The organism is Streptomyces sp. P9-A2 (genome assembly GCF_036634175.1).
In the GTDB taxonomy this organism is placed as follows: domain Bacteria; phylum Actinomycetota; class Actinomycetes; order Streptomycetales; family Streptomycetaceae; genus Streptomyces; species Streptomyces pratens.
The window spans coordinates 8,119,060-8,137,708 of record NZ_JAZIFX010000001.1; the positions used below are offsets into that span (position 1 = coordinate 8,119,060).

The window sequence follows — 18,649 nt, forward strand, 5'->3', positions numbered from 1 at the left end:
AAAGACCAAATGAACACCGGGAGAAGTGACACGCGCATGCCCCGAAGAGCGGGGAAGTCGTACAGGGAGCCATGCGTCCGCGTGTACGGCGACGAACCCGCCTTGTAGAGTTCGGCGATCCGGGCCACGCGGAGCCCGACGCCGTCAGGAGAGCGCCATGGCCAAGGTCACCGTCACACTCGACGCCGAACTCGTCGTGGAAGTCATGGTCCTGGCCGGAGTCGGGTCGCCCCAGGACGCCGTCGAGGTCGTGGTGCGGGACTACATCGCCCGCGGCCACCGTACGGAGGCACGCACCGAACTCACGGACCGGAACCTGCACGAGACGGACGCCAAGCCCCAGGAGCCGCAGGGCTGACCCCGGGTGCGGGGCCCCGTCCCCAGGGCCCCGCACCACCGGAACTCGTCGCAGTGCGCCGGGCTTCGGCCTGTTGACACGTCAAGGGGTCCGGATGCCCGCCGGGCGGGCGGGACGTCCGAAGCGGGCGGGCACGCCCGGCGAGTAGAGGACGCTCACGGGACCGCCCACCGGCTTCGGCAGGCCCGCCGCCGTCACCAGGTCCTCCTCGCACTCGACCACCTCGGCGCGGTGCAGGGGCCAGCGAGGATGGGCGTTGGGCAGGTACATCGACCGGCCGAAGAAGGCGCCGTGCAGCCCCCAGCGAGCGGTCAGGAAGTGCTCCAGCTCGGTGGGTTCCCCGATTTGTTCGCCGACCCGCACGGTGATGCGGCTGTGGGCGCCGCGAGGGCCGGGCCAGCGCCGGGAACTGGTGTACGTGACGGTGGCGCCGCTGTGCCGGATGGCCATACGGGACCAGAGGTAGGGCATCCGGAAGCCGGCCCGGGCGACCGTCACGGGCAGCAGGCGGGAGGCGTCCAGGGAGAGGAACACCACGCCCCGGCGCCCGTGTTCGTCCACCGAGTAGAGGCGGACGTTGGTCTCGGGGAAGGTGCCGAGGTAGGGGAAACCGGGGAGGCGCAGCCATCCGACCCGGTGCATCCGGAAGGCCACCAGCCCGACGTAGGTGACGCCGTCCAGGGTGTCGGGCACGGTGCCGGGCGGCAGCAGAGGAGCCACGTCGGCCGGGTCCACGGCCCAGTGGAGGAAGGTCAGGTCGAGCCACGACTGGGTGAGCAGCGGACGTGCGATCACCTCGGGCGGGTCGGCGGTGATGGGTTCCGGGGACGGGGGCGGCGGGGTCGGTGGCATCGCAGCAGTATCCCAAGTGCCCCGGAAGGAAACGTTGTCGGGGGCTCGAGGCGTACGACCGGCTGGCGACGCACGTCGTACGAAGCGCGCGGGAGTGGCGACCGCCACTCCCGCGCGCTCACCCGGATCGGGGCGCGGTTTCTACTTCACGCCGAGACCCGCGTCGTCCACCTCTTCCTTGTTCTCGGCCTTGAGCACCTTGTTCAGCGGTGCCAGGTCGTAGATGCCGTCCAAGGTGGGCTGCTTCAGCAGGCCGGCCTTCACCGCGTGCTGTGCCTGCGAGTCGAGCGTGGAGGCCAGCGGGTCGTCGAGGAAGGTGATGGACTCCCAGGCCGGGTCGAGGACGTCCTCGGGGAGGGCCTTGCCGGACAGTTCCTCGATGGCCTTGTTCGCGGAGGCCTTGGCCTTGTCGGGGTTGGCCTTGATCCAGTCGTTGGTCTTCACCGAACCGCGCAGCACGGCCTCGACGACGTCCGGGTGCTCCTCGAGGAACTTCTGCGACACGATGATGTTCGTGATCACGAACTTCTTGTCGGGCCACAGGTCGGCCTCGTCGAGCAGCACCTCGGCGCCCTCCGCGACCAGCCTGGACGCCGTCGGTTCCGGCACCCAGGCACCGTCGATCGAGCCGGACCTGTAGGCGTCGGGCGCCACCTTGTTGTCGGTGCGGACGACGGAGACGTCGCCCTTGCCGCTCTGCGCGTTGACCTTCCAGCCCTTCTCCGCGATCCAGTTGAGGAACGCGACGTCCTGGGTGTTGCCGAGCTGCGGGGTCGCGATCTTCTTGCCTTTGAGGTCGTCCTCGGACTTGATCCTGTCCGGGTTCACCACCAGCTTCACGCCGCCGGAGGCGGAACCGCTGATGATGCGCAGGTTCTTGCCCTGGGACTTGGTGAATCCGTTGATGGAGGGGGAGGGGCCGATCCAGCCGATGTCGATGGAACCGGCGTTCAGCGCCTCGATCTCGGACGGTCCGGCGTTGAAGGTCGCCGACTTGATCCTGGTGGCGCCGAGCTCCTTCTGCAGCAGGCCCTCCTCGACGCCCACCAGCGCGTTGGCGTGGGTGAGGTTCGGGAAGTAGCCGAGCTTCACCTCGTCGACGGACAGCTTCTCGGCGTCCGCCGCGACCTCGGACCGCTCGCCGTCGTCGGTGGACTCGGAGCCGTAGCCGCACGCGGTGAGCAGGAGGGGCAGTGTCGCGGTGACGGCTATGGCGCGCAGGAGAGTGAGCGGTCTGGCGGCAGACACGGAGGTGTCCTTTCGGGAATGGGTGAGGAGACGAAACGGCAGGGTGCGTTCCGGCGGGTCCGCCGGAACGCACCGACGGGTGCGCCGGGCGCCGGGTCCCCGCTCACGGCCGGGCGTTACGCACGGCGCGGGCGGACGAGACCGGGGTGGGCGGGGCGCGGCGGTGAGCTGCGCGGAGCCCGCGCGCCCCGTGGGCGGGCCGCATCGGGCGTGCCGGGCGGCGGGCAGTCCGCTGACGGACCCTCCGGACCCGAAGGCCCGCAGTCGGGCTGCCTAGAGGAGGGATCGCCGGGGCGCGGAGTGACGACAGATGGCGCTCGACGTGCGGCCGAAGTCGATGTGGCGGCGCGAGGTCAGGTGGGGCAGGGGGCGAACCGCACGGACGGGCGTACGCATGGCCATGACCGCCCCCCTGATCCCTAGTTTTCCTACCTGGTTGCTAGGGATCGTGGCAGAAGACGGCGCCCGCCCCAAGGGGGTATTCATATGCTGGATGGAGTCATCTCATGATCTGACACTCGGCTGGTCGGCCGGTGTGTCAGGGGTTCACCCAGGCGTCCGGAGTCTCGGTCAACGCCGCGACATCGGCGGGCAGTTCGGCAGCGGCGACATCGGCCAGCGACACGCCCTCGAGGATCTCGCGGACATTGGACCGCAGTGCGATCCACAGGGGCAGCAGCGACTGGGCCGGCCCGGAGTAGGACAGGTCCGGCGGGCGGACCCCGCGCACCGAGACCAGTGGCCCGTCCACGACACGTATGACATCGGCGATGCTGATGGACTCGGCCGGCCTGGCCAGCCGGTACCCGCCGTTGCCGCCGCGCTGGCTGAGGACGAGCCCGCCCCGGCGCATGTCGTTCAGAATGCCTTCGAGGAACTTGTGCGGAATGTCCTGGGCGTCGGCGATGGCCTCGGTCTTGAGGGGGGCGTCGTCCCGTGGGGCAGCGAGCTGCAACGCGGCCCGTACCGCGTAGTCCGCCCTGGCTGAGATCCGCATATCCGTAGTATCCCGCACGCCGTGGCCGGTGTCCGGCGCGGGTCCCCGGACGATCAGGCCGGCAGGACGAACGGCGGGTACGCGCCGTTGAGGAAGTAGTCGCCGACGTCGCGCAGCCGGTGGGAGACCGGCTCGTACAGGGTGTGGGCCCTGGCGTTGCGCCAGAACCGGTCGAAGCCCAGCCGCGCGGACATGGAGCGGGCGCCGATGATGTCGAGGGCGCGGGACGTGGACTCCTGCGCGGCCCTGGACGCGGCGGCTTCCGCCATCGCCACGAGGACCGAGATCTCCGCGTACTCGTCGTAGGCGAGCCCTTCCCCGCGCTCCAGCCCCGTCAGTACGGCGTCCACCGCCTGGTCCGTGAGCGCGGCGGCGGAACGGGTGAGGACGGTGAGTTCCCCGAACGCGGTGAGCGTCTGCGGATCCCGGGGCGCTTCGGCGGGCCAGGCGGGGTGCCAGGGCCACTGCCCCGACCTGCTGTACTCACGGGCCTCGGCGAGCACGCCCTCGGCCAGACCGAGCCGGAGCTGCACGGAGAGGAGGCGGCTGACCGGGGATGCCAGCGCCGTCAGGGGCGACAGGACGTCCTCGTCCGCGGACAGCGAGCCCAGGACGTCGTCGGCGGTGACCGGCACGGCGTCGAACTCCATGGACCCGCCGGCCGCCAGCCGCTGGCCGAAGGTGTCCGCGTCCCCGTCGACCCTCACGCCGGGCAGGGCCGGATCGACCGTGACGGCCAGTGGTTCACCGGTGTCGGCCCGGACGGCGCGCACGGCGAGCCGGTCGGCGACCAGGACCCCGGCGGCGAAGCTCTGCCGGCCGTCCAGCACCTGCCCGCCGGCCTTCCCGGTCAGTGTCAGCGTGGGCTCCTGGTGGGCGAAACCGCCGCCCCAGCACCACTGCTCCGCCGCCGACCGCCGCTCGATCCGCGTGGCACGGGCCGGATCGGCGAAGAACCGGGCGCTCCACGACAGGAAGTAGTGCGAGCCGAGCAACTGGCCGATCGCGCCGTCGGCCGCGGCTACCTCCCGGACGACGGCGTAGGCGGTACGCCAGTCCGCGCCTCCGCCGCCGGACCGGGCCGGCACCAGCAGGGCCAGCAGTCCCGCCTCACGCAGCCGGGACACCTCGTCGACGGGGGCCTTGCCCGCCTGTTCCCTGGCCGCCGCGTCGGTGGCCAGGTCGTCCGCCGCCTCGCGGGCGACGCGCAGCCAGTGCGCACGGTCCGGCCCGGTCCGGTCGGAGTCCTGCCGGCCGAAGGAGTGCCGGTCGGGGTCCTGGACGGGGCCGGCCGGCGCGGGGGCAACGCCCATGACGGTGGTCTCCTCGAGGTCGGCCGCGCGGTGCGGAACCTGGATTCCGCTCCTCATCCTGTGCACCCGCGCCGTGCCCCGTCAACACTTCCCTAGTAAATCGATAGGGAAAGTGGGGAGGGTGGGGCGATTATCGGTCACGCCGCTCTCCGGGCGTCCGGCGCCGACGCTGCGGCCGTGCGGGTTCGCGGCGTGGCCGCCCGTCTCCCGAGCCTCTGCGGCGGAGTGGGCGGCAGCGCGCTGCCGGACCTCGGGGCTGTTTCCCCGCCGTCCGCTTCGACGGCTTCCATGACCGGGACGGCCCTGGCGGAGACGGTGGAAACGCCGAGGGAAGGCCCGGAAGGGGGCCCGGAAAAGGAATCGGGGGAGGACCCGGGAGGGGAGTCGGTGGTGTCCGGGGACGGGGCCATCGGAAGGCTCTCCAGGCGAGGGAGGCACGGGCGCCGGCGGCCGCCCGGCGGCGCATGGACGCGGCTCACGCGTGAACGGGCGGGCGTACGGGGTGTGTTCGCCCGCTCAGTGGCAACCGGCGTCGTCGTGCTCGGTGCTGACCGTGCGAAACCCGGTAAATAGGGGCAAGCGGGCACCGGGCGGGTGCCCGGACGCGCTCCGTGTTCCCGGACAGTACCCAGGCCGGCCGGCTGAGGGGGAGCCGCAGGGTGCCGGGGTCACCCTGTGGACACCTCTTGACGCGGAGCGCGGCCGGCCCGACACTCGACGAAGGATTCCTAGTGAACAGGTAGGGAAACATGGGGCGCCTCGAACCGGTCACCAGCCGAGTGAGTCGCGCGCCCCGACGGTCGCTTCTTCTGACCTCCCGCCGTCACATCGATCTGCTGCGCGTCTGCAGCGCCATCGGATCCTTCGCCTAGCCGACCTCGCCTCCGCGCGTCCCCACCCCACCGCTCCGCCTCACGGGCCCCCGCCCGTCGCCGTGCCGGTGTGCCACGAGCCCTGCACAGAAGACGTTTCCTCCGCGCCCCCGTCCGCGCGCCTGCCCTGGGGAGAGCCATGTCCGTCATCTCGCCCGCCACGCACACCCCCGTGTCGTCCGCCCCCGCCTTTCGGGGCCGGATCGGCCGGGACGCGCGCAGCGGTCACTACGCCGTCCCGCGCCGCTACCGCCTCCACCTGTCCACCGCCGGCCCCGCCTGTCTGCGCATCGCCATCACACACACCCTGCTCGGCCTCGACGGCGCCTGCGCGGTCACCGTCCTGCCCGCCGTCCCCGACCGCCCGGACGGCGGGTACACCGAGCTGTCCCCGCTGTACGACGCCAGTGCCCACCGCTACACCGGACCGGCCCTGGCACCGGTGCTCAGCGACGACTGGTCGGGGCGGATCGTGAGCACCCACGCCCCCGACATCGCCCGTGACCTGGCCCGGCGGTTCGACGGCGGCCGCTCCGCGGCGTACCCGTGCGGCGCGGAGTCGGAGCTCGAGGCCGTGGAGCGCATGTGTGCCCAGGGCATCGACGAGGCGGCACGCTCCGCCGGGTCGGCCGCCGCCGGACCCGCCGCACGCTCCGAGGCGCTCGGCACCCTGCTGCGCACGCTGGGCTCACTGAACAGCCGGCTCGTCGACCGGGACCACATGATCCGCGACCGGATCACCGTGGCGGACGTGGAGCTGTGGGTCACCCTGGTCCAGCTCGACACCGTGCACCGCCACCACCTCGACGCCGAGGCCGTGCGGGACATCGCCGCGTACGAGATCCTGTGGGCCTACGCCCGCCGGCTGGCCGGCCACCCGGCCTTCGGCGGCCACCTCGACGTCGACGCCATCGCCCGCCGCCACCGCGCCCGCTGTCGTACCCCGGCTGCCACCGGAACCGCCGTGCCGATCGTCACCTGGCCCGGCCGTACCCCCGACCGCGCCCCTTCGGGCGCGTACACCGACGGGCCCTGACCCCCGTCCGGCTGCGCCCGCCGAAGCGCTTGGCCGCCAGGTGCTCCGGCGTCCGAGCCCGCCCGTCGTATCCGAGAGGACTCCGTTCCCTCGGCCCACCCCATCGACCTCGACGTCGTCGGCCGCCCCGACACCTTCACGGTCCTCGCCGCTCTCGCCGCCGTCACCGACCGCCTCGGCCTGACCGGCACCATCAACTCCACCTTCAACGAACCGTACGAGGTGGCCCGCCAGTTCGCCTCCCTCGACCACCTGTCCGGCGGCCGGGCGGCCCGGAACGTGGTCACCTCCTGGGACGCCGTCGTCGCCGAGGACGACCGCCGCGCCCGCGAGCTCGCCACCGGCTACGCCCCCTGGGTCCGCGGCATCCGCAGGGCGGAGGGCGCCATCGCGTTCCCGACCCCTGGGGAAGCCAGGGCGTTCGACTGGACGGAGGAGGACCGGGCGCTGGTCCGGGACCGCGTCGACACGCAGTTCGTGGGGTCACCGGGCAGCGTGGCCGACCGGCTGGAGCAGCTCCAGGAGGCCACCGGCGCCGATGAACTGCTGATCACCACGATCACGCACGATCACCGGGACCGCGTCCGGTCGTACGAGCTGCCGGCCCGGGAGTGGCGCCGCAGATGAGGCGGCTTTGGACGGTACTGCGGGGGTGCGGGGGTGCGGGGTCGGCGTGGCTGTCAGGCGGCGCGCCTCCGTCGGCCGGTGCCGTCGAGTCCGCCGCTGCCGAGGCCCGCCGTCGGGGCGGCCGCGGGAGCCGGGACGAACGGCCCGGTGGTTTCCGTCCCCCGCCCGGGCGCTGAGGGTTCCGCGGCGGCGGGTTTGCGCAGCAGGAGGAGCGCGGCGTCGTCGTGCAGCCTGCCGCCCACATGCGTCAGCAGTTCCTCGTGCAGGGCCGCGACGGTGCGCGTCGGATCGTCGTACAGATGCCGGGCGAGCCCCTCGGTGAGCGGGTAGAACGCGCGGTCGGCGTCGCGGGCCTCGGTGACCCCGTCGGTGTAGAGCAGCAGCTGGTCCCCGTCGCCGAAGGGCAGCACCTGGAGGCCGGGGGCCTCACCGGCGAGGGCACGAAGTCCCAGCGGCGGTGCCGGCCGCGCGGGTTCCACCGCCACCACGTCGGAGCCCCGGACCAGCAGGGGAGGCGCGTGCCCGCAGTTCACCAGCTCCAGGCGTCCGGGCTCCGGGTATCCGGCGACCACGGCGGTGACGAAGTCGTCGTCGCCGAGGTTGCGGGCCAGGCTCCGCTCGATCCTGCCGACCACGGCCAGGAGATCCGGCTCGTCGTAGGCCGCCTCGCGGAAGACGCCGAGGACCAGTACGGCGGTCTTCACGGCCGACAGCCCCTTGCCGCGCACGTCGCCCACGATCATCCGCACCCCGTAGGGGGTGGGGATGAGGGCGTAGAGGTCCCCGCCGATCCGGGCCTCCGCAGCGGCGGCACTGTAGTGGACGGCCACCTGGAACGGGCCGACGGTGGCCGGCGGCGGCTGGAGCAGGGCGTGCTGCGCGGTCTCGGCCACGGAACGGACGGCCGCGAGGACCTGCTCGCGGCGGGCGCGCACCGCCCCGGCCAGGATGCCGGCCAGGGTGACGCTCGCCAGGACGGCCGGCACGGCGACCAGATCCCCGCCGCTCACCCCGTCACTGACCCCGAGCGCGACGCTCAGCAGGGTGGCGAGGAGGCCGACCCCGGCGACTCCGCGCCATCCGCAGGTGGCGGCCGCCAGGGCGGGCCCGGCGGCGAGCATGGGCAGCCAGACCAGGCCCGTCCCCCCGACGACGTCGATGACCGTGATGACACAGACGAGCAGCAAGGGCAGTACGGGCGTACCGGCGGTCCAGTGTGCGAGCGCCCGGATCCGGGAAAACGACGGACGGCCGGCCCCCCCCGGACCCGGAAACGCCGTACCGGCCGGTGGCCGTCACGATGCTGTCGGGCGTGACTCATGTGTCGTCCGAAATCCTCACTGTGCCCGGCGTGTGTTCCTCGATGTCCTGCTCGTCCAGGAAAGCCGGAGGGTGCCGGACGTCACAAGAGGATGATTTTCAGATAGTGAGAGAGATGTTCCGGGTAATACGGTCGGCGGTGGGTATGAGCCGCGCCCGGATCTCCTCGAGCCGGGGGAGCCGGTCCGCCGGAAGGGACACGCCGAGCGAGCCCAGGGTGTCCCCGCTGTAGACGGGAATCGCGGCGCAGACCGTGCCCAGCGCGTACTCCTCCAGGTCCGCGACGGCGGGGGCCACCGGGCTCGAGTCGATCCGGCGCAGCAGTTCCGCCGTGGTGGTGATCGTGCGGGGCGTCAGGTCGTTCAAGGTGTGCCGGGACAGGTAGTCCCGGCGGGCCGCGTCGTCCAGCTGCCGCAGGACGGTCTTGCCCAGCGCGGTGGCGTGTCCGGCGTCCTCGAAGCCGACCCAGAGGTCCACCCGGGGAGCCCGGGGGCCGTCGGCGATCTCGACGACCCGGATCTCGCCGTCCTCGTAGAAGGTGAGGTAGGCGGCGGCGGAGAGCTCGTCGCGCAGGGCGGCGAGCGTCGGCCGGACGCGGCTGAGCAGGGCCTGACCGCGGCCGTCGGTGTGCAGTGTGTGCAGCCGCTCGCCGAGGACGAACCCGCCGTCCTCCAGCTTGCGCAGGTATCCGTCGTGCACCAGCGTGCGCAACAGGTGATAGGCGGTGGCCAACGGAAGCCCCGCCTCGCGCGCCAGCTGCTTCGCCGGCGCGCCGGTCTCGTGCGCGCTCACCGCCTCCAGCAGGCGGAAGGCGCGCTGCACGGAGGTGATGAGCGTGGGGCCCGTGCTCATGGCACCAGCGTGCGCCAGGCCCGCACCGCAGGGCAAGGCCGCTCCAGGCCCCCCTCTCCGCTTCGAACGGAAGGCGGTACGTGTCAGGAGCCACGACCTGGATACGCGGTGGGGGGAGCGGTACCGGCCGGCACCGCCCCACCGCACCACGGCCGCCCGGAAGGTTCCCCGACGCCATGGACAGCTCCCCGCACGACCCCGGTGCCGACGGCACGGGCAGCGCCCCGCCGGCCGCGTACCGCTCCGAAGTGACACTGAACGTCAACGGAAAGCCGCGCACCCTCCTGATCGACCACCGGCGCGTTCTGCTGGACCTTCTGCGGGAGGACCTGGACCTCACCGGGGCCAAGAAGGGCTGCGACCACGGCCAGTGCGGCGCCTGCACGGTCCTGGTCGACGGCCGCCGGGTCAACAGCTGCCTGCAACTGGCCGTCTCGCTGGACGGCTGCGACGTGCTGACGGTGGAAGGTCTCACCGAGGGGGGCCGGTTGCATCCTCTGCAGCGGGCGTTCCTCGACCGGGACGCCTTCCAGTGCGGGTACTGCACGCCGGGGCAGATCTGCTCGGCCGTCGGGGTCCTGGCCGAGGCCGCGGCCGGCCATCCCTCTCACGCCACCGGCCCCGCCACGCCCCCGGGGCGGCCGGTGACACTGGACGCCGCCGAGATCCGCGAGCGGCTCAGCGGCAACCTGTGCCGCTGCGGCGCCTATCCGCACATCGTCGAGGCCGTGCGGGACGTGGCCCCGTGAAGCCCTTCGGATACCTGCGGGCCACGACCGTCCAGGAAGCCGCCCAAGCACTCGTCGAGCACCCGGGCGCCCGCTGTCTCGGCGGCGGCACCAACCTCGTCGACCTGATGAAACTGGGGGTGGAGCGGCCCGACTTCCTCGTCGAGGTGAACCGCCTGCCGCTGGACACGGTCGCGGAGCGGCCGGACGGTTCCCTGAGCGTCGGCGCGACCGTCCGCAACAGCGACCTCGCGGCCCACCCCCTGGTCCGCGACCGGTACCCCGCGCTGTCCCAGGCACTCCTCGCCGGCGCCTCCGGTCAGCTGCGCAACGCCGCCACCACCGGCGGCAACCTGCTGCAGCGAACCCGCTGCCCCTACTTCCAGGACGTGTCCAAACCCTGCAACAAGCGGGCCCCGGGCAGCGGCTGCGGCGCCCGCGACGGCACGCACCGCGATCACGCGGTGCTCGGCCACTCCGACCACTGCGTCGCCACCCACCCCTCGGACATGGCCGTCGCGCTCGCCGCCCTGGACGCCCGCGTGGAGCTGTACGGCACCGAGGGCGCCCGCAGCGTCCCGGTCGCGGAATTCCACCGGCTGCCCGGCGACCACCCGGAGCGGGACACCGAGATCCGCGCCGGTGAACTCATCACCGGTGTGGTGCTCCCCGCCGCCACGGCCTCGCTGCCCTCGGCCTACCGCAAGGCCCGCGACCGGGCCTCGTACGCCTTCGCCCTGGCCGCCGTCGCCGCCGTCCTGCGTCTGTCGGACGACGGCACCGTCGCACAGGTGGGCCTCGCCTTCGGCGCGCTGGCCCACCGGCCGTGGCGGGCGACCCGCGCCGAGGACGCGCTGCGCGGCGGGCCGGCGACCCCGGACGCGTTCGCCCACGCCGTCGACCTGGAACTCCAAGAAGCCCGGCCCCTGCGGGACAACGGCTACAAGGTGGGCCTCGCCCGCGGTCTCGCCCTGGACGTCCTGACCCGGCTCGCCGCGCCCGCCAGGACCTGAACCGGCACGTCGAGGAGGACACCATGACCGGCACCGGTTCCACCCTGGGTGCTCCGGCCGAGCGCCGCGAAGGACCCCAGAAGGTCACCGGCAGCGCCCGCTACGCCGCCGAACACCCGCTGCCGGGCCGGGCCCACGCCTGGCCCGTGCCCGCCACCATCGCCCGCGGCCGGGTGACGGCCGTCGACACGGCGGCGGCCCTGGCCCTGCCCGGGGTCCTGGCCGTACTCACCCACGAGGATGCCCCCAAGATCGCCGAACCCGACGACCCCATGCTGGCCGTGCTGCAGAATCCCGGGGTGCCGCACCGGGGCTGGTACGTCGCACTCGTCGTGGCGAGCTCCCTGGAGGAGGCCCGTGCGGCCGCGGAAGCGGTCCGTGTCGAGTACGCCGTGGAGAAGCACGACGTGGCCCTGCGGGCGGACCACCCCGACGCGTACGAGCCGGACACCGCCAACGGCGGCTACCCGGCCCGCAGGGAGCACGGAGATCCCGAGGGCGCCTTCGCCTCCGCGCCCGTCCAGATCGACGCCGCCTACCGGGTGCCGCCCCTGCACAACCACCCCATGGAACCCCACACCAGCACCACGCACTGGCAGGGGGACCGGCTCGTCGTCCACACCTCCAGCCAGGGGACCACCACGGTGCGCGCCACACTCGCCGCACTCTTCGAGATGCCCGAGGACCGGATCACCGTCACCGCCGGCCACGTCGGAGGCGGCTTCGGCTCCAAGGGCACCCCCCGCCCCGACGTCGTGCTCGCCGTCATGGCCGCCCGCCGGACGGGCAAACCCGTGACCGTCGCCCTGCCCCGCCGTCATCTGCCCACCTGCGTCGGCCACCGGGCGCCCACCCTGCACCGGATCCGCCTGGGCGCCGGGACCGACGGCCGGCTGACCGGCCTGACCCATGAAGTCGTCACCCACAGTTCCCGCATCAAGGAGTTCGTGGAGCAGGCGGCGGTCCCCGCCCGCACGATGTACGCCGTACCCCACTCCCGTACGCTCCACCGGCTGGTGCGCCTCGACGTGCCCACCCCCTCGTGGATGCGCGCCCCCGGCGAGGCACCGGGCATGTACGCCCTGGAGTCCGCGATGGACGAGCTGGCGGAAGAACTGGGCATGGACCCCATACAGCTGCGCCTCGTCAACGAACCGGACCGCGAACCGGACAGCGGCAAGCCCTTCAGCAGCAGGCACCTCACGGAGTGCCTGCGGGACGGCGCGCGGCGGTTCGGCTGGGCCGGGCGCGACCCGCGCCCCCGCTCGTGCGCGGAGGGCCCCCTGCTCGTCGGCACGGGCGTCGCGGCGGCCACCTACCCCGTTCTCGTGGCACCGTCCACCGCCGAGGCACGCGCGCTGCCGGACGGAACGTTCGTCGTACGGATCAACGCCACCGACATCGGCACGGGCGCCCGCACGGTGCTCACCCAGGTGGCGGCGGACGCCCTCGGCGCGCCCCTCGACCGGGTGCGGACCGAGGTCGGCAACAGCGACCTGCCCTCCGCGCCGCTGGCCGGCGGCTCCTCCGGAACCGCCTCCTGGGGCTGGTCCGTCCACGAGGCGTGCACCCGGCTGGCGAAAGTCCTCGCCGCTCGCACGGGTCCGCTGCCCGACGAGGGGATCACCGCCCACGCGGACACCACGGGCCAGGCAGACGCCGACAGCCCCTACGCGCGCCACGCCTTCGGCGCGCACTTCGCGGAGACCGCCGTGGACCGCGTCACCGGCGAGGTCCGGGTGCGCCGGCTGCTGAGTGTCTACGCCGCGGGACGGATCCTCAACGCCCGCACCGCGCGGTCCCAGTTCATCGGCGGCATGACCATGGGCCTGGGCATGGCGCTGACCGAGGGCAGCACGATGGACACCGCCTTCGGCGACTTCACCGAGTCGGACCTGGCGGCCTACCACGTGCCCGTGCACGCCGACGTGCCCCGCGTCGAGGCGCACTGGATCGACGAGGAGGACGCCCACCTCAACCCCATGGGGAGCAAGGGAATCGGCGAGATCGGCACCGTCGGCACCGCGGCGGCCATCGGCAACGCCGTGCACCACGCCACCGGCATCCGTTTGCGTGACCTCCCGCTGACGCCGGACAAGGTGCTGACCGCCCTGGCGGGCTGAACCGCCTCGCCGCACGAGCCGTCAGGGCAAGGACCCGGGGCGGACCGCGAGGACCGCGATGTCGTCGTCGCTGCCGGCGGCCAGGCCGATGAGCAGCTCGTCGCAGAACACACCGAGGGGTTCGCGGGCCAGCCCGGCGGCGTGCCTGCGGAGCCGGTCCATGGCATGGTCCAGGGACTCGCCCCGGCGCTCGATGAGGCCGTCGGTGTACAGCAGCACGGTCGAGTCGGCCGGGATCGCGTCGCAGGCCTGGGGGCGGACCAGGTCGGGGGCCACGCCGAGCAACAGCCCCGCCCCGTCCTCCAGGTAGCGGGTGCGGCCGTCCGGGCTGACGAGCAGCGGCGGCAGATGGCCCGCGGCGGAGTGGGCGAGCTCCCAAAGACCGTTCCCGAGTTCCTTGAACAGGCCGTAGACGCAGGTCGCGGTGGCCTCCTCATACAGGGTGTGGTTCGCGATGTCCAGGCGGCGCAGAACCTCCCCCGGCGGCTCCTGACGGTCCACGGCGATCCCGCGCAGCATGCTGCGCAGCTGGCTCATGGCGATGGCCGCGTCGAGGTCGTGCCCGGCGACGTCACCGATGACCAGCGCCGTGTCCCCGTCGGGCAGGACGAAGCAGTCGTACCAGTCGCCGCCGACCTCGGCCGTGGCGGAGGAGGCCGCGTAGCGGGCGGCCAGCTGGAGACCCGGGATCTCGGGCAGCGCCGGCAGGAGCGAGCGCTGGAGGCGTTCGGCGATCTTCCGCGTCTCCTGGTGGAGGCGGGCGTTGTCCACCCGAAGGGCGATCGCGCGCACCAGCTCGTCGACCAGCGGCAGGTCCTCCTCGGTGAACGGCCTTCCCCGCCCCTTCCGGGCGATCGTGAGCGCGCCGATGACCTCCCGGGGCGACCGGAGCGGGGCGACCACCGCGCTGTTCGCACCCAGTTTCCGGAACAGCTCCCCGTAGTGGGCGTCCAGCGGGCTCGCGGCCCGGCCCTGCGGCAAGGGCTCGCGCAACAGCAGGGGCCCCGCCCCGCGCAGCACGCGGGCGAGCGGCCCCCGGGCGGTCTCGGACAGCGGCGGAAGCCGGCCCTCGTACTCCTCGGGCCACGGCCCCTGGGGCGCACGGTGCATGACACAGACCCGCTCCACCTCGTCCTGCGTCGTGAACAGGTCCACCAGGCACCAGTCGGCCAGCCATCGGGTCAGGATCCGGCCCACCCGCCGCAGGCCCTCGTTCAGGTCCGGAAGGGTGCTCAGCGCGGCCCCCGTATCGGCCAGCAGGGAAAGCCGTTCCAGTTCGGACGTGCCGTCGGCCCGGCCCACACCCGTTCTCCGGTCCCGTCCGGGGAGGGCGGACCAGGGGGCGCCTCCCGCCTCCAGCGTGGCCCCTGGCCGGACCTGACCGGACGGACGGGGCGAGGGCGACGGCGCGGATCCCCTCGGGGACAACTGGGCCACGAACACGGTGCGGCCGTCGGCGGTCTCCTGGCTCTCGACGAACAGCCGGACGGGGACCAGCCCACCGTCGCGGTGCAACGCGGGGAGCGGCAGCGACCGGCCCAGGATCCGGGGCTGCCCGCTGAGCAGCAGGGACGTGAACGCCACCGTGTGGCGCCTGCGGAGATGCTCCGGGATGAGCGCGGTGAGCGGCTGCCCGACGAGCTCGTCCGCGGGCCAGCCGAGCAGGTCCGCCGCCGGTCCGTTGACCGCGATGATCCGGTTCGACTCGTCGGCGGCGATCGTCGCGACCCTGCTGGCCCGCACCTGACCGGCGTCCCACAGCACCGGCTCCGAGGCACCGGCCCCCGGTTCCCGGGGCATCACCGTCCACGCCGTGGGGCGTTCCCCGGCGAGCTGGTCGCCGATCTGGTCGAACAGCCACTCCTGGAAGCCGTGGCCGCGCGGAAGCGCCGGCAGCGTCAGAAGACGCTCGTCACGGGCGGCCTCCTCGGCCACGTCGAGAACCGCGCGCAAGGTCTCCATCGGAGGTCCGGCGCCCGACGGCACCCACAGGGGCAGGGACCTGAACTCCGCCTCGGCGTGTTGTCGGCGCAGCGTGGCCGTCACACTCGCGCTGATCACGTCGTTCATGTCCAGGGCGACCGCGAGGTCCTCCGCCGTCACGCCGGGGACGTCCCCGGAGGCCAGGGCCAGGACGGCCTCGTTCAGCAGCGTGTGCCGGTGCTGGGTGCAGGTCAGGCAGAGCGCCTCCGGTACATCGAGGAGTGTCACGGTCTCGCCCTGTCCACAGCGGGGGGCGGCGGTCGCCCACCCGTCCGACGGAGGCGGCGCCGGCGATCCCTCGGGCCACAGCTCGAACCACACCGTCTTGACCGCGTCGCCCGTGCCGACGCCGTACCGGGACGCCAGCCGCTCGACCAGCGCCAGCCCCTGCCCCGTACCGGTGTACGCGGGACTCCCGTACGGCACGAGCCCGCGCTCCGGCCGCCGATCGCTCACCCGCACCAGGATCCCGCCGTCACCGGCCCGGGCCGTCACCTCGATCTCGGTGCGTGCGTGCAGCACCGCATTCGTCACCAGCTCGCTGACCAGGAGCTGAGCGGTGTCCAGCGTCTCCGGTGCGGCCTCGTCGAGCGTGGCCCGCACGAACCGCCGAGCCTCCGCCACGCTCTTCGGCTCCGGAGGGAACCGCCGTGACGGCGCCCCGGGGGCATCGAGTTCGCCCATGGACTCAGTCTGCCCCACGGCCCCCGCCGCCGCGTGTACGCTCACCCGCCCGCCGCGCGGCGGGCCCGCCGTCAGGCCCGCCGCTCCGGCCGGGCGCTTCGGCCGAGGGTGATCCGCGCGGCGACCGGCAGATGGTCGCTGCCGGTGGCGGACAGGGTGCGGATGTGGCGGACGGCGGCCGAGCGGGCCATCACCTGGTCGATGCGGGTCAGGGGAAGCCTGGCGGGGAAACTGAGGGCGAAGCCGCGTTCCGCCACGTTCATCCGGGAGGTCAGCGGGGCCAGGCCGCGGTCGTCGACGGTGCCGTTGAGGTCGCCCAGCAGGATCACCGTCTCCAGCTCCTCGGCGGAGAGGGCCCGCCCCAGCAGCCGGGCGCTCTCGTCCCGGTGGGCCGAGGCGAGGCCACCCGGCCCGACCCGGATCGAGGGCAGGTGCGCGACGTACACCGCGATGTCCCCGTGCGGGCCGCTGACCACGGCCCGCAGCCCGCGGCTCCACGGCTCCGTGATCCCCCGGGGCTTGATGTCCAGCAGCCGGGCATCGGTGAGCGGATGCCTCGACCAGAGACCGACGGTACCCCGGACCTCGTGGTACGGGTAGCGCGGGGCGAGTGTCCGCCGGTAGACCGGCAGCGCCGCCGGCACCAGCTCCTCCAGCGCGATGAGGTCGGGGCCGGCGTCGGCCAGGGTGCGGGCGGTACCCGCCGGGTCGGTGTTCTCGTCACTGACGTTGTGCTGCACCACCACCAGATCCCGCGCCCCGGCCCGCGGTTCGGGCAGGAACAGCCCGCCGAAGAGATACGTCCAGGCGGTCACCGGCAGCAGCAGGGCCAGCAGCGCGGTCGCCGAACGCCGCAGCAGCGCCGCCGCGAACAGCACGACGACCACCAGTCCCAGCCAGGGCAGGAACGACTCCAGCAGACTGCCCGCCCGGCCCACGGAGTTGGGCACCGCACGGTGGAACACCAGCAGCCCCGCCGTCAGCGCAGCGGCCGCCGCGATCGCCTGCCCCCGGGTCCAGGCCGACCCACCGCGCGCGCCCCACCGTCCGCCGCCCACCCGTTCCTCCCCGCCGTCCCGCCGCCCCGCCCACATGATCCTTCTCTCCAGGACGCGCTCCCGCGTGACACGGTTTCCGTACCTGGGTCACCTTCAGGTTCCCCAGTCACCAAAAAGTGCGTTCTTCCATGTCAGCGGCCACTCTCTTACGGTTTCCGAGTAACCACAGGTGACCACGGCCGCCCGGGCCGTCACCGGTCCGGCGGCAGTGAGCCCGCGGGCTCACCGCACAAGGAGGCAGGCAGCATGGCCATCACCCTGGTCAACCCCGAAGGACTTCCCCAGATCGACGTCTACCGGCAGGTGGCGATCGCGTCCGGTTCCAGGACGGTCTTCATCGCCGGACAGGTCGCATGGGACGCCGACGGCGTCACGGTCGGCGCGGGCGACCTCGCCGCCCAGGTGGAGCGGTGCTACCTCAACGTCGCCACCGCCCTGGCCGCGGCGGGTGCCACCTTCGCCGACGCCGCGAAACTGACGGCCTACGTCGTCGACTGGACCCCCGACAAGATGGCGCAGTTCATGGAAGGCGTCACCCGCGCCGCTCAGCAGCTGGGGACCGTCCCGGCGGCTCCGGCCACGCTGGTGGGCGTACAGGCACTGGACGTCCCCGACCACCTGGTCGAGATCGAGGCCGTCGCGGTGCTCGACTGAGGTGCCGGCGCGGGCCTCGGCCGAGATCCGCCCAGGGCGGCGGGAACAGTAACGGCCCCCGGAAGCCGGCGTGTTCCAGGGGCCGATGGACTGGTGACGCTGCGCAGAGCAGATTCGGCGGGTCGTGCGCATATGGTGCACTTCGCTGGCGACCGCCGCCATCGGCTCGGGGTCCAGGACCGACGTATCAGCGAGACGGGTCGAGGCGGTCAGGGAGTTCAGCAGGGTCTTGGTGACCCGCACGGCAGGCAACGAGCGCCGCAGGAGTGGTCTGGTCCACTCGTCGACCGCGGCGTCGAGCGCGTCCTCGGGCACGACCCGCTGCAGGAGCGACAGGCCGAGGGCCTCCTGGGCGGCGAGAGGGCGCCCGGTGAGGATGATCTCGCGCACGGACGCGGCGCCGGCCTCACTGACCAGCCGTGGCAGCAGGCCGCCCCACATCGTGGGCAGACCGAGGGCGAGTTCGGGCAGCCGGAAGGTCGCCGTGTCGGCACCCACCCGCAGGTCGCAGGAGAGGGCGAGGGCGAATCCGGCCCCGATGGCCCTGCCCTGGACGCGTGCGATGGTGACGGCGGGGTGGGACGTCAGCGCGTCGCACACCCGCCGGCCCTTGACGCCGGAGACACGGATGCCGTTGCCGGTGGCGTCCTGGGTGAGGTGTCCGGCGAACTCGTCGCGGTCCCCGCCGAGGCAGAAGTCCTGCCCGGCGGCGGTCAGCACAGAACGCGGACCGAGGGGTCCTGGTCGTCGAGTACGGAGAGCAGGTCGTCCAGCATGGTCTCGCCGACGACGTTGCCCTGCTCGGGAACGTTCAACCCCACTGTGAGGACAGGGCCCCGCCTGCGGGTGCGCAGAGTCTTCAGTGTCCGGTCGTCGGGATCGTCGGGATCGTCGGACAGGAGCGGGGTGTTCATACGGTCGCTTTCAGGGA

Annotated in this window: 16 protein-coding genes and 1 pseudogene; 8 read left to right on the top strand and 9 right to left on the bottom strand. The window is 73.1% G+C overall.

The window, feature by feature from the left end; all coding sequences use genetic code 11:
* Nucleotides 1-157 precede the first annotated feature (157 nt).
* Entirely contained in the window at nucleotides 158-358 is a 201-nt protein-coding gene (locus V4Y04_RS36390; protein ID WP_332432537.1) for a type II toxin-antitoxin system VapB family antitoxin, read from the top strand.
* A gap of 81 nt (nucleotides 359-439) precedes the next feature.
* Here the strand turns inward: V4Y04_RS36390 and V4Y04_RS36395 are convergent, their stop codons facing one another.
* From V4Y04_RS36395 to V4Y04_RS36410, 4 genes are all read right to left on the bottom strand, one after another.
* Complete coding sequence (locus V4Y04_RS36395) at nucleotides 440-1,210, bottom strand: YqjF family protein (RefSeq protein ID WP_332432538.1); 771 nt, start codon at nucleotides 1,208-1,210, stop codon at nucleotides 440-442.
* A 141-nt stretch (nucleotides 1,211-1,351) separates the two neighbouring features.
* Nucleotides 1,352-2,458: an ABC transporter substrate-binding protein gene (locus V4Y04_RS36400; RefSeq protein ID WP_332432539.1), complete on the bottom strand. Its 1,107-nt coding sequence runs from the start codon at nucleotides 2,456-2,458 to the stop codon at nucleotides 1,352-1,354.
* A 538-nt stretch (nucleotides 2,459-2,996) separates the two neighbouring features.
* On the bottom strand, nucleotides 2,997-3,455 hold the full coding sequence (locus V4Y04_RS36405; protein WP_332432540.1) for an RrF2 family transcriptional regulator: 459 nt from the start codon (nucleotides 3,453-3,455) through the stop codon (nucleotides 2,997-2,999).
* 53 nt (nucleotides 3,456-3,508) lie between these two features.
* Nucleotides 3,509-4,768: an acyl-CoA dehydrogenase family protein gene (locus tag V4Y04_RS36410; protein WP_332433137.1), complete on the bottom strand. Its 1,260-nt coding sequence runs from the start codon at nucleotides 4,766-4,768 to the stop codon at nucleotides 3,509-3,511.
* A 749-nt stretch (nucleotides 4,769-5,517) separates the two neighbouring features.
* Here V4Y04_RS36410 and V4Y04_RS36415 point away from each other — a divergent pair.
* The 3 genes from V4Y04_RS36415 (at nucleotide 5,518) to V4Y04_RS36425 (ending at nucleotide 7,303) form a co-directional block, all read left to right on the top strand.
* Nucleotides 5,518-5,640 (top strand): putative leader peptide, encoded by a 123-nt coding sequence (locus V4Y04_RS36415; RefSeq protein ID WP_326756621.1) that lies wholly within the window; start codon nucleotides 5,518-5,520, stop codon nucleotides 5,638-5,640.
* A 139-nt stretch (nucleotides 5,641-5,779) separates the two neighbouring features.
* Nucleotides 5,780-6,676 (top strand): glutathione S-transferase C-terminal domain-containing protein, encoded by an 897-nt coding sequence (locus V4Y04_RS36420; RefSeq protein ID WP_332432541.1) that lies wholly within the window; start codon nucleotides 5,780-5,782, stop codon nucleotides 6,674-6,676.
* Nucleotides 6,677-6,778: 102 nt separating this feature from the next.
* Nucleotides 6,779-7,303 carry an LLM class flavin-dependent oxidoreductase gene (locus V4Y04_RS36425; protein ID WP_332433138.1) on the top strand — a complete coding sequence of 175 codons (525 nt, stop codon included), beginning with the start codon at nucleotides 6,779-6,781 and terminating at the stop codon, nucleotides 7,301-7,303.
* A gap of 53 nt (nucleotides 7,304-7,356) precedes the next feature.
* Here the strand turns inward: V4Y04_RS36425 and V4Y04_RS36430 are convergent, their stop codons facing one another.
* On the bottom strand, nucleotides 7,357-8,490 hold the full coding sequence (locus tag V4Y04_RS36430) for a PP2C family protein-serine/threonine phosphatase (RefSeq protein WP_332432542.1): 1,134 nt from the start codon (nucleotides 8,488-8,490) through the stop codon (nucleotides 7,357-7,359).
* 232 nt (nucleotides 8,491-8,722) lie between these two features.
* Nucleotides 8,723-9,475 (bottom strand): IclR family transcriptional regulator, encoded by a 753-nt coding sequence (locus tag V4Y04_RS36435; RefSeq protein ID WP_332432543.1) that lies wholly within the window; start codon nucleotides 9,473-9,475, stop codon nucleotides 8,723-8,725.
* 176 nt (nucleotides 9,476-9,651) lie between these two features.
* On the opposite strand from V4Y04_RS36435, the gene V4Y04_RS36440 reads away from it, so the two are divergent.
* Genes V4Y04_RS36440 through V4Y04_RS36450 form a run of 3 tightly spaced genes read left to right on the top strand, consistent with a single transcriptional unit; the run spans nucleotide 9,652 to nucleotide 13,339 of the window.
* Nucleotides 9,652-10,224 (top strand): 2Fe-2S iron-sulfur cluster-binding protein, encoded by a 573-nt coding sequence (locus V4Y04_RS36440; protein ID WP_332432544.1) that lies wholly within the window; start codon nucleotides 9,652-9,654, stop codon nucleotides 10,222-10,224.
* Nucleotides 10,221-11,216 carry an FAD binding domain-containing protein gene (locus V4Y04_RS36445; RefSeq protein ID WP_332432545.1) on the top strand — a complete coding sequence of 332 codons (996 nt, stop codon included), beginning with the start codon at nucleotides 10,221-10,223 and terminating at the stop codon, nucleotides 11,214-11,216. Before V4Y04_RS36440 ends, V4Y04_RS36445 begins: the two co-directional genes overlap by 4 nt.
* Nucleotides 11,217-11,239: 23 nt before the next feature.
* Nucleotides 11,240-13,339 carry a xanthine dehydrogenase family protein molybdopterin-binding subunit gene (locus V4Y04_RS36450; RefSeq protein ID WP_332432546.1) on the top strand — a complete coding sequence of 700 codons (2,100 nt, stop codon included), beginning with the start codon at nucleotides 11,240-11,242 and terminating at the stop codon, nucleotides 13,337-13,339.
* 21 nt (nucleotides 13,340-13,360) lie between these two features.
* Here V4Y04_RS36450 and V4Y04_RS36455 read toward each other — a convergent pair whose 3' ends face one another.
* Both V4Y04_RS36455 and V4Y04_RS36460 read right to left on the bottom strand, forming a co-directional pair.
* Nucleotides 13,361-16,006 (bottom strand): SpoIIE family protein phosphatase, encoded by a 2,646-nt coding sequence (locus V4Y04_RS36455; protein WP_332432547.1) that lies wholly within the window; start codon nucleotides 16,004-16,006, stop codon nucleotides 13,361-13,363.
* 71 nt (nucleotides 16,007-16,077) lie between these two features.
* Nucleotides 16,078-17,100 carry an endonuclease/exonuclease/phosphatase family protein gene (locus tag V4Y04_RS36460; protein WP_332432548.1) on the bottom strand — a complete coding sequence of 341 codons (1,023 nt, stop codon included), beginning with the start codon at nucleotides 17,098-17,100 and terminating at the stop codon, nucleotides 16,078-16,080.
* 210 nt (nucleotides 17,101-17,310) lie between these two features.
* Between V4Y04_RS36460 and V4Y04_RS36465 the strand changes: the two genes are divergently transcribed.
* Nucleotides 17,311-17,718 (top strand): RidA family protein, encoded by a 408-nt coding sequence (locus V4Y04_RS36465; protein WP_332433139.1) that lies wholly within the window; start codon nucleotides 17,311-17,313, stop codon nucleotides 17,716-17,718.
* Between the two features lie 129 nt (nucleotides 17,719-17,847).
* Here the strand turns inward: V4Y04_RS36465 and V4Y04_RS36470 are convergent.
* Nucleotides 17,848-18,632, bottom strand: a pseudogene (locus tag V4Y04_RS36470) (enoyl-CoA hydratase/isomerase family protein); the annotation flags it as partial.
* Nucleotides 18,633-18,649: the final 17 nt, after the last annotated feature.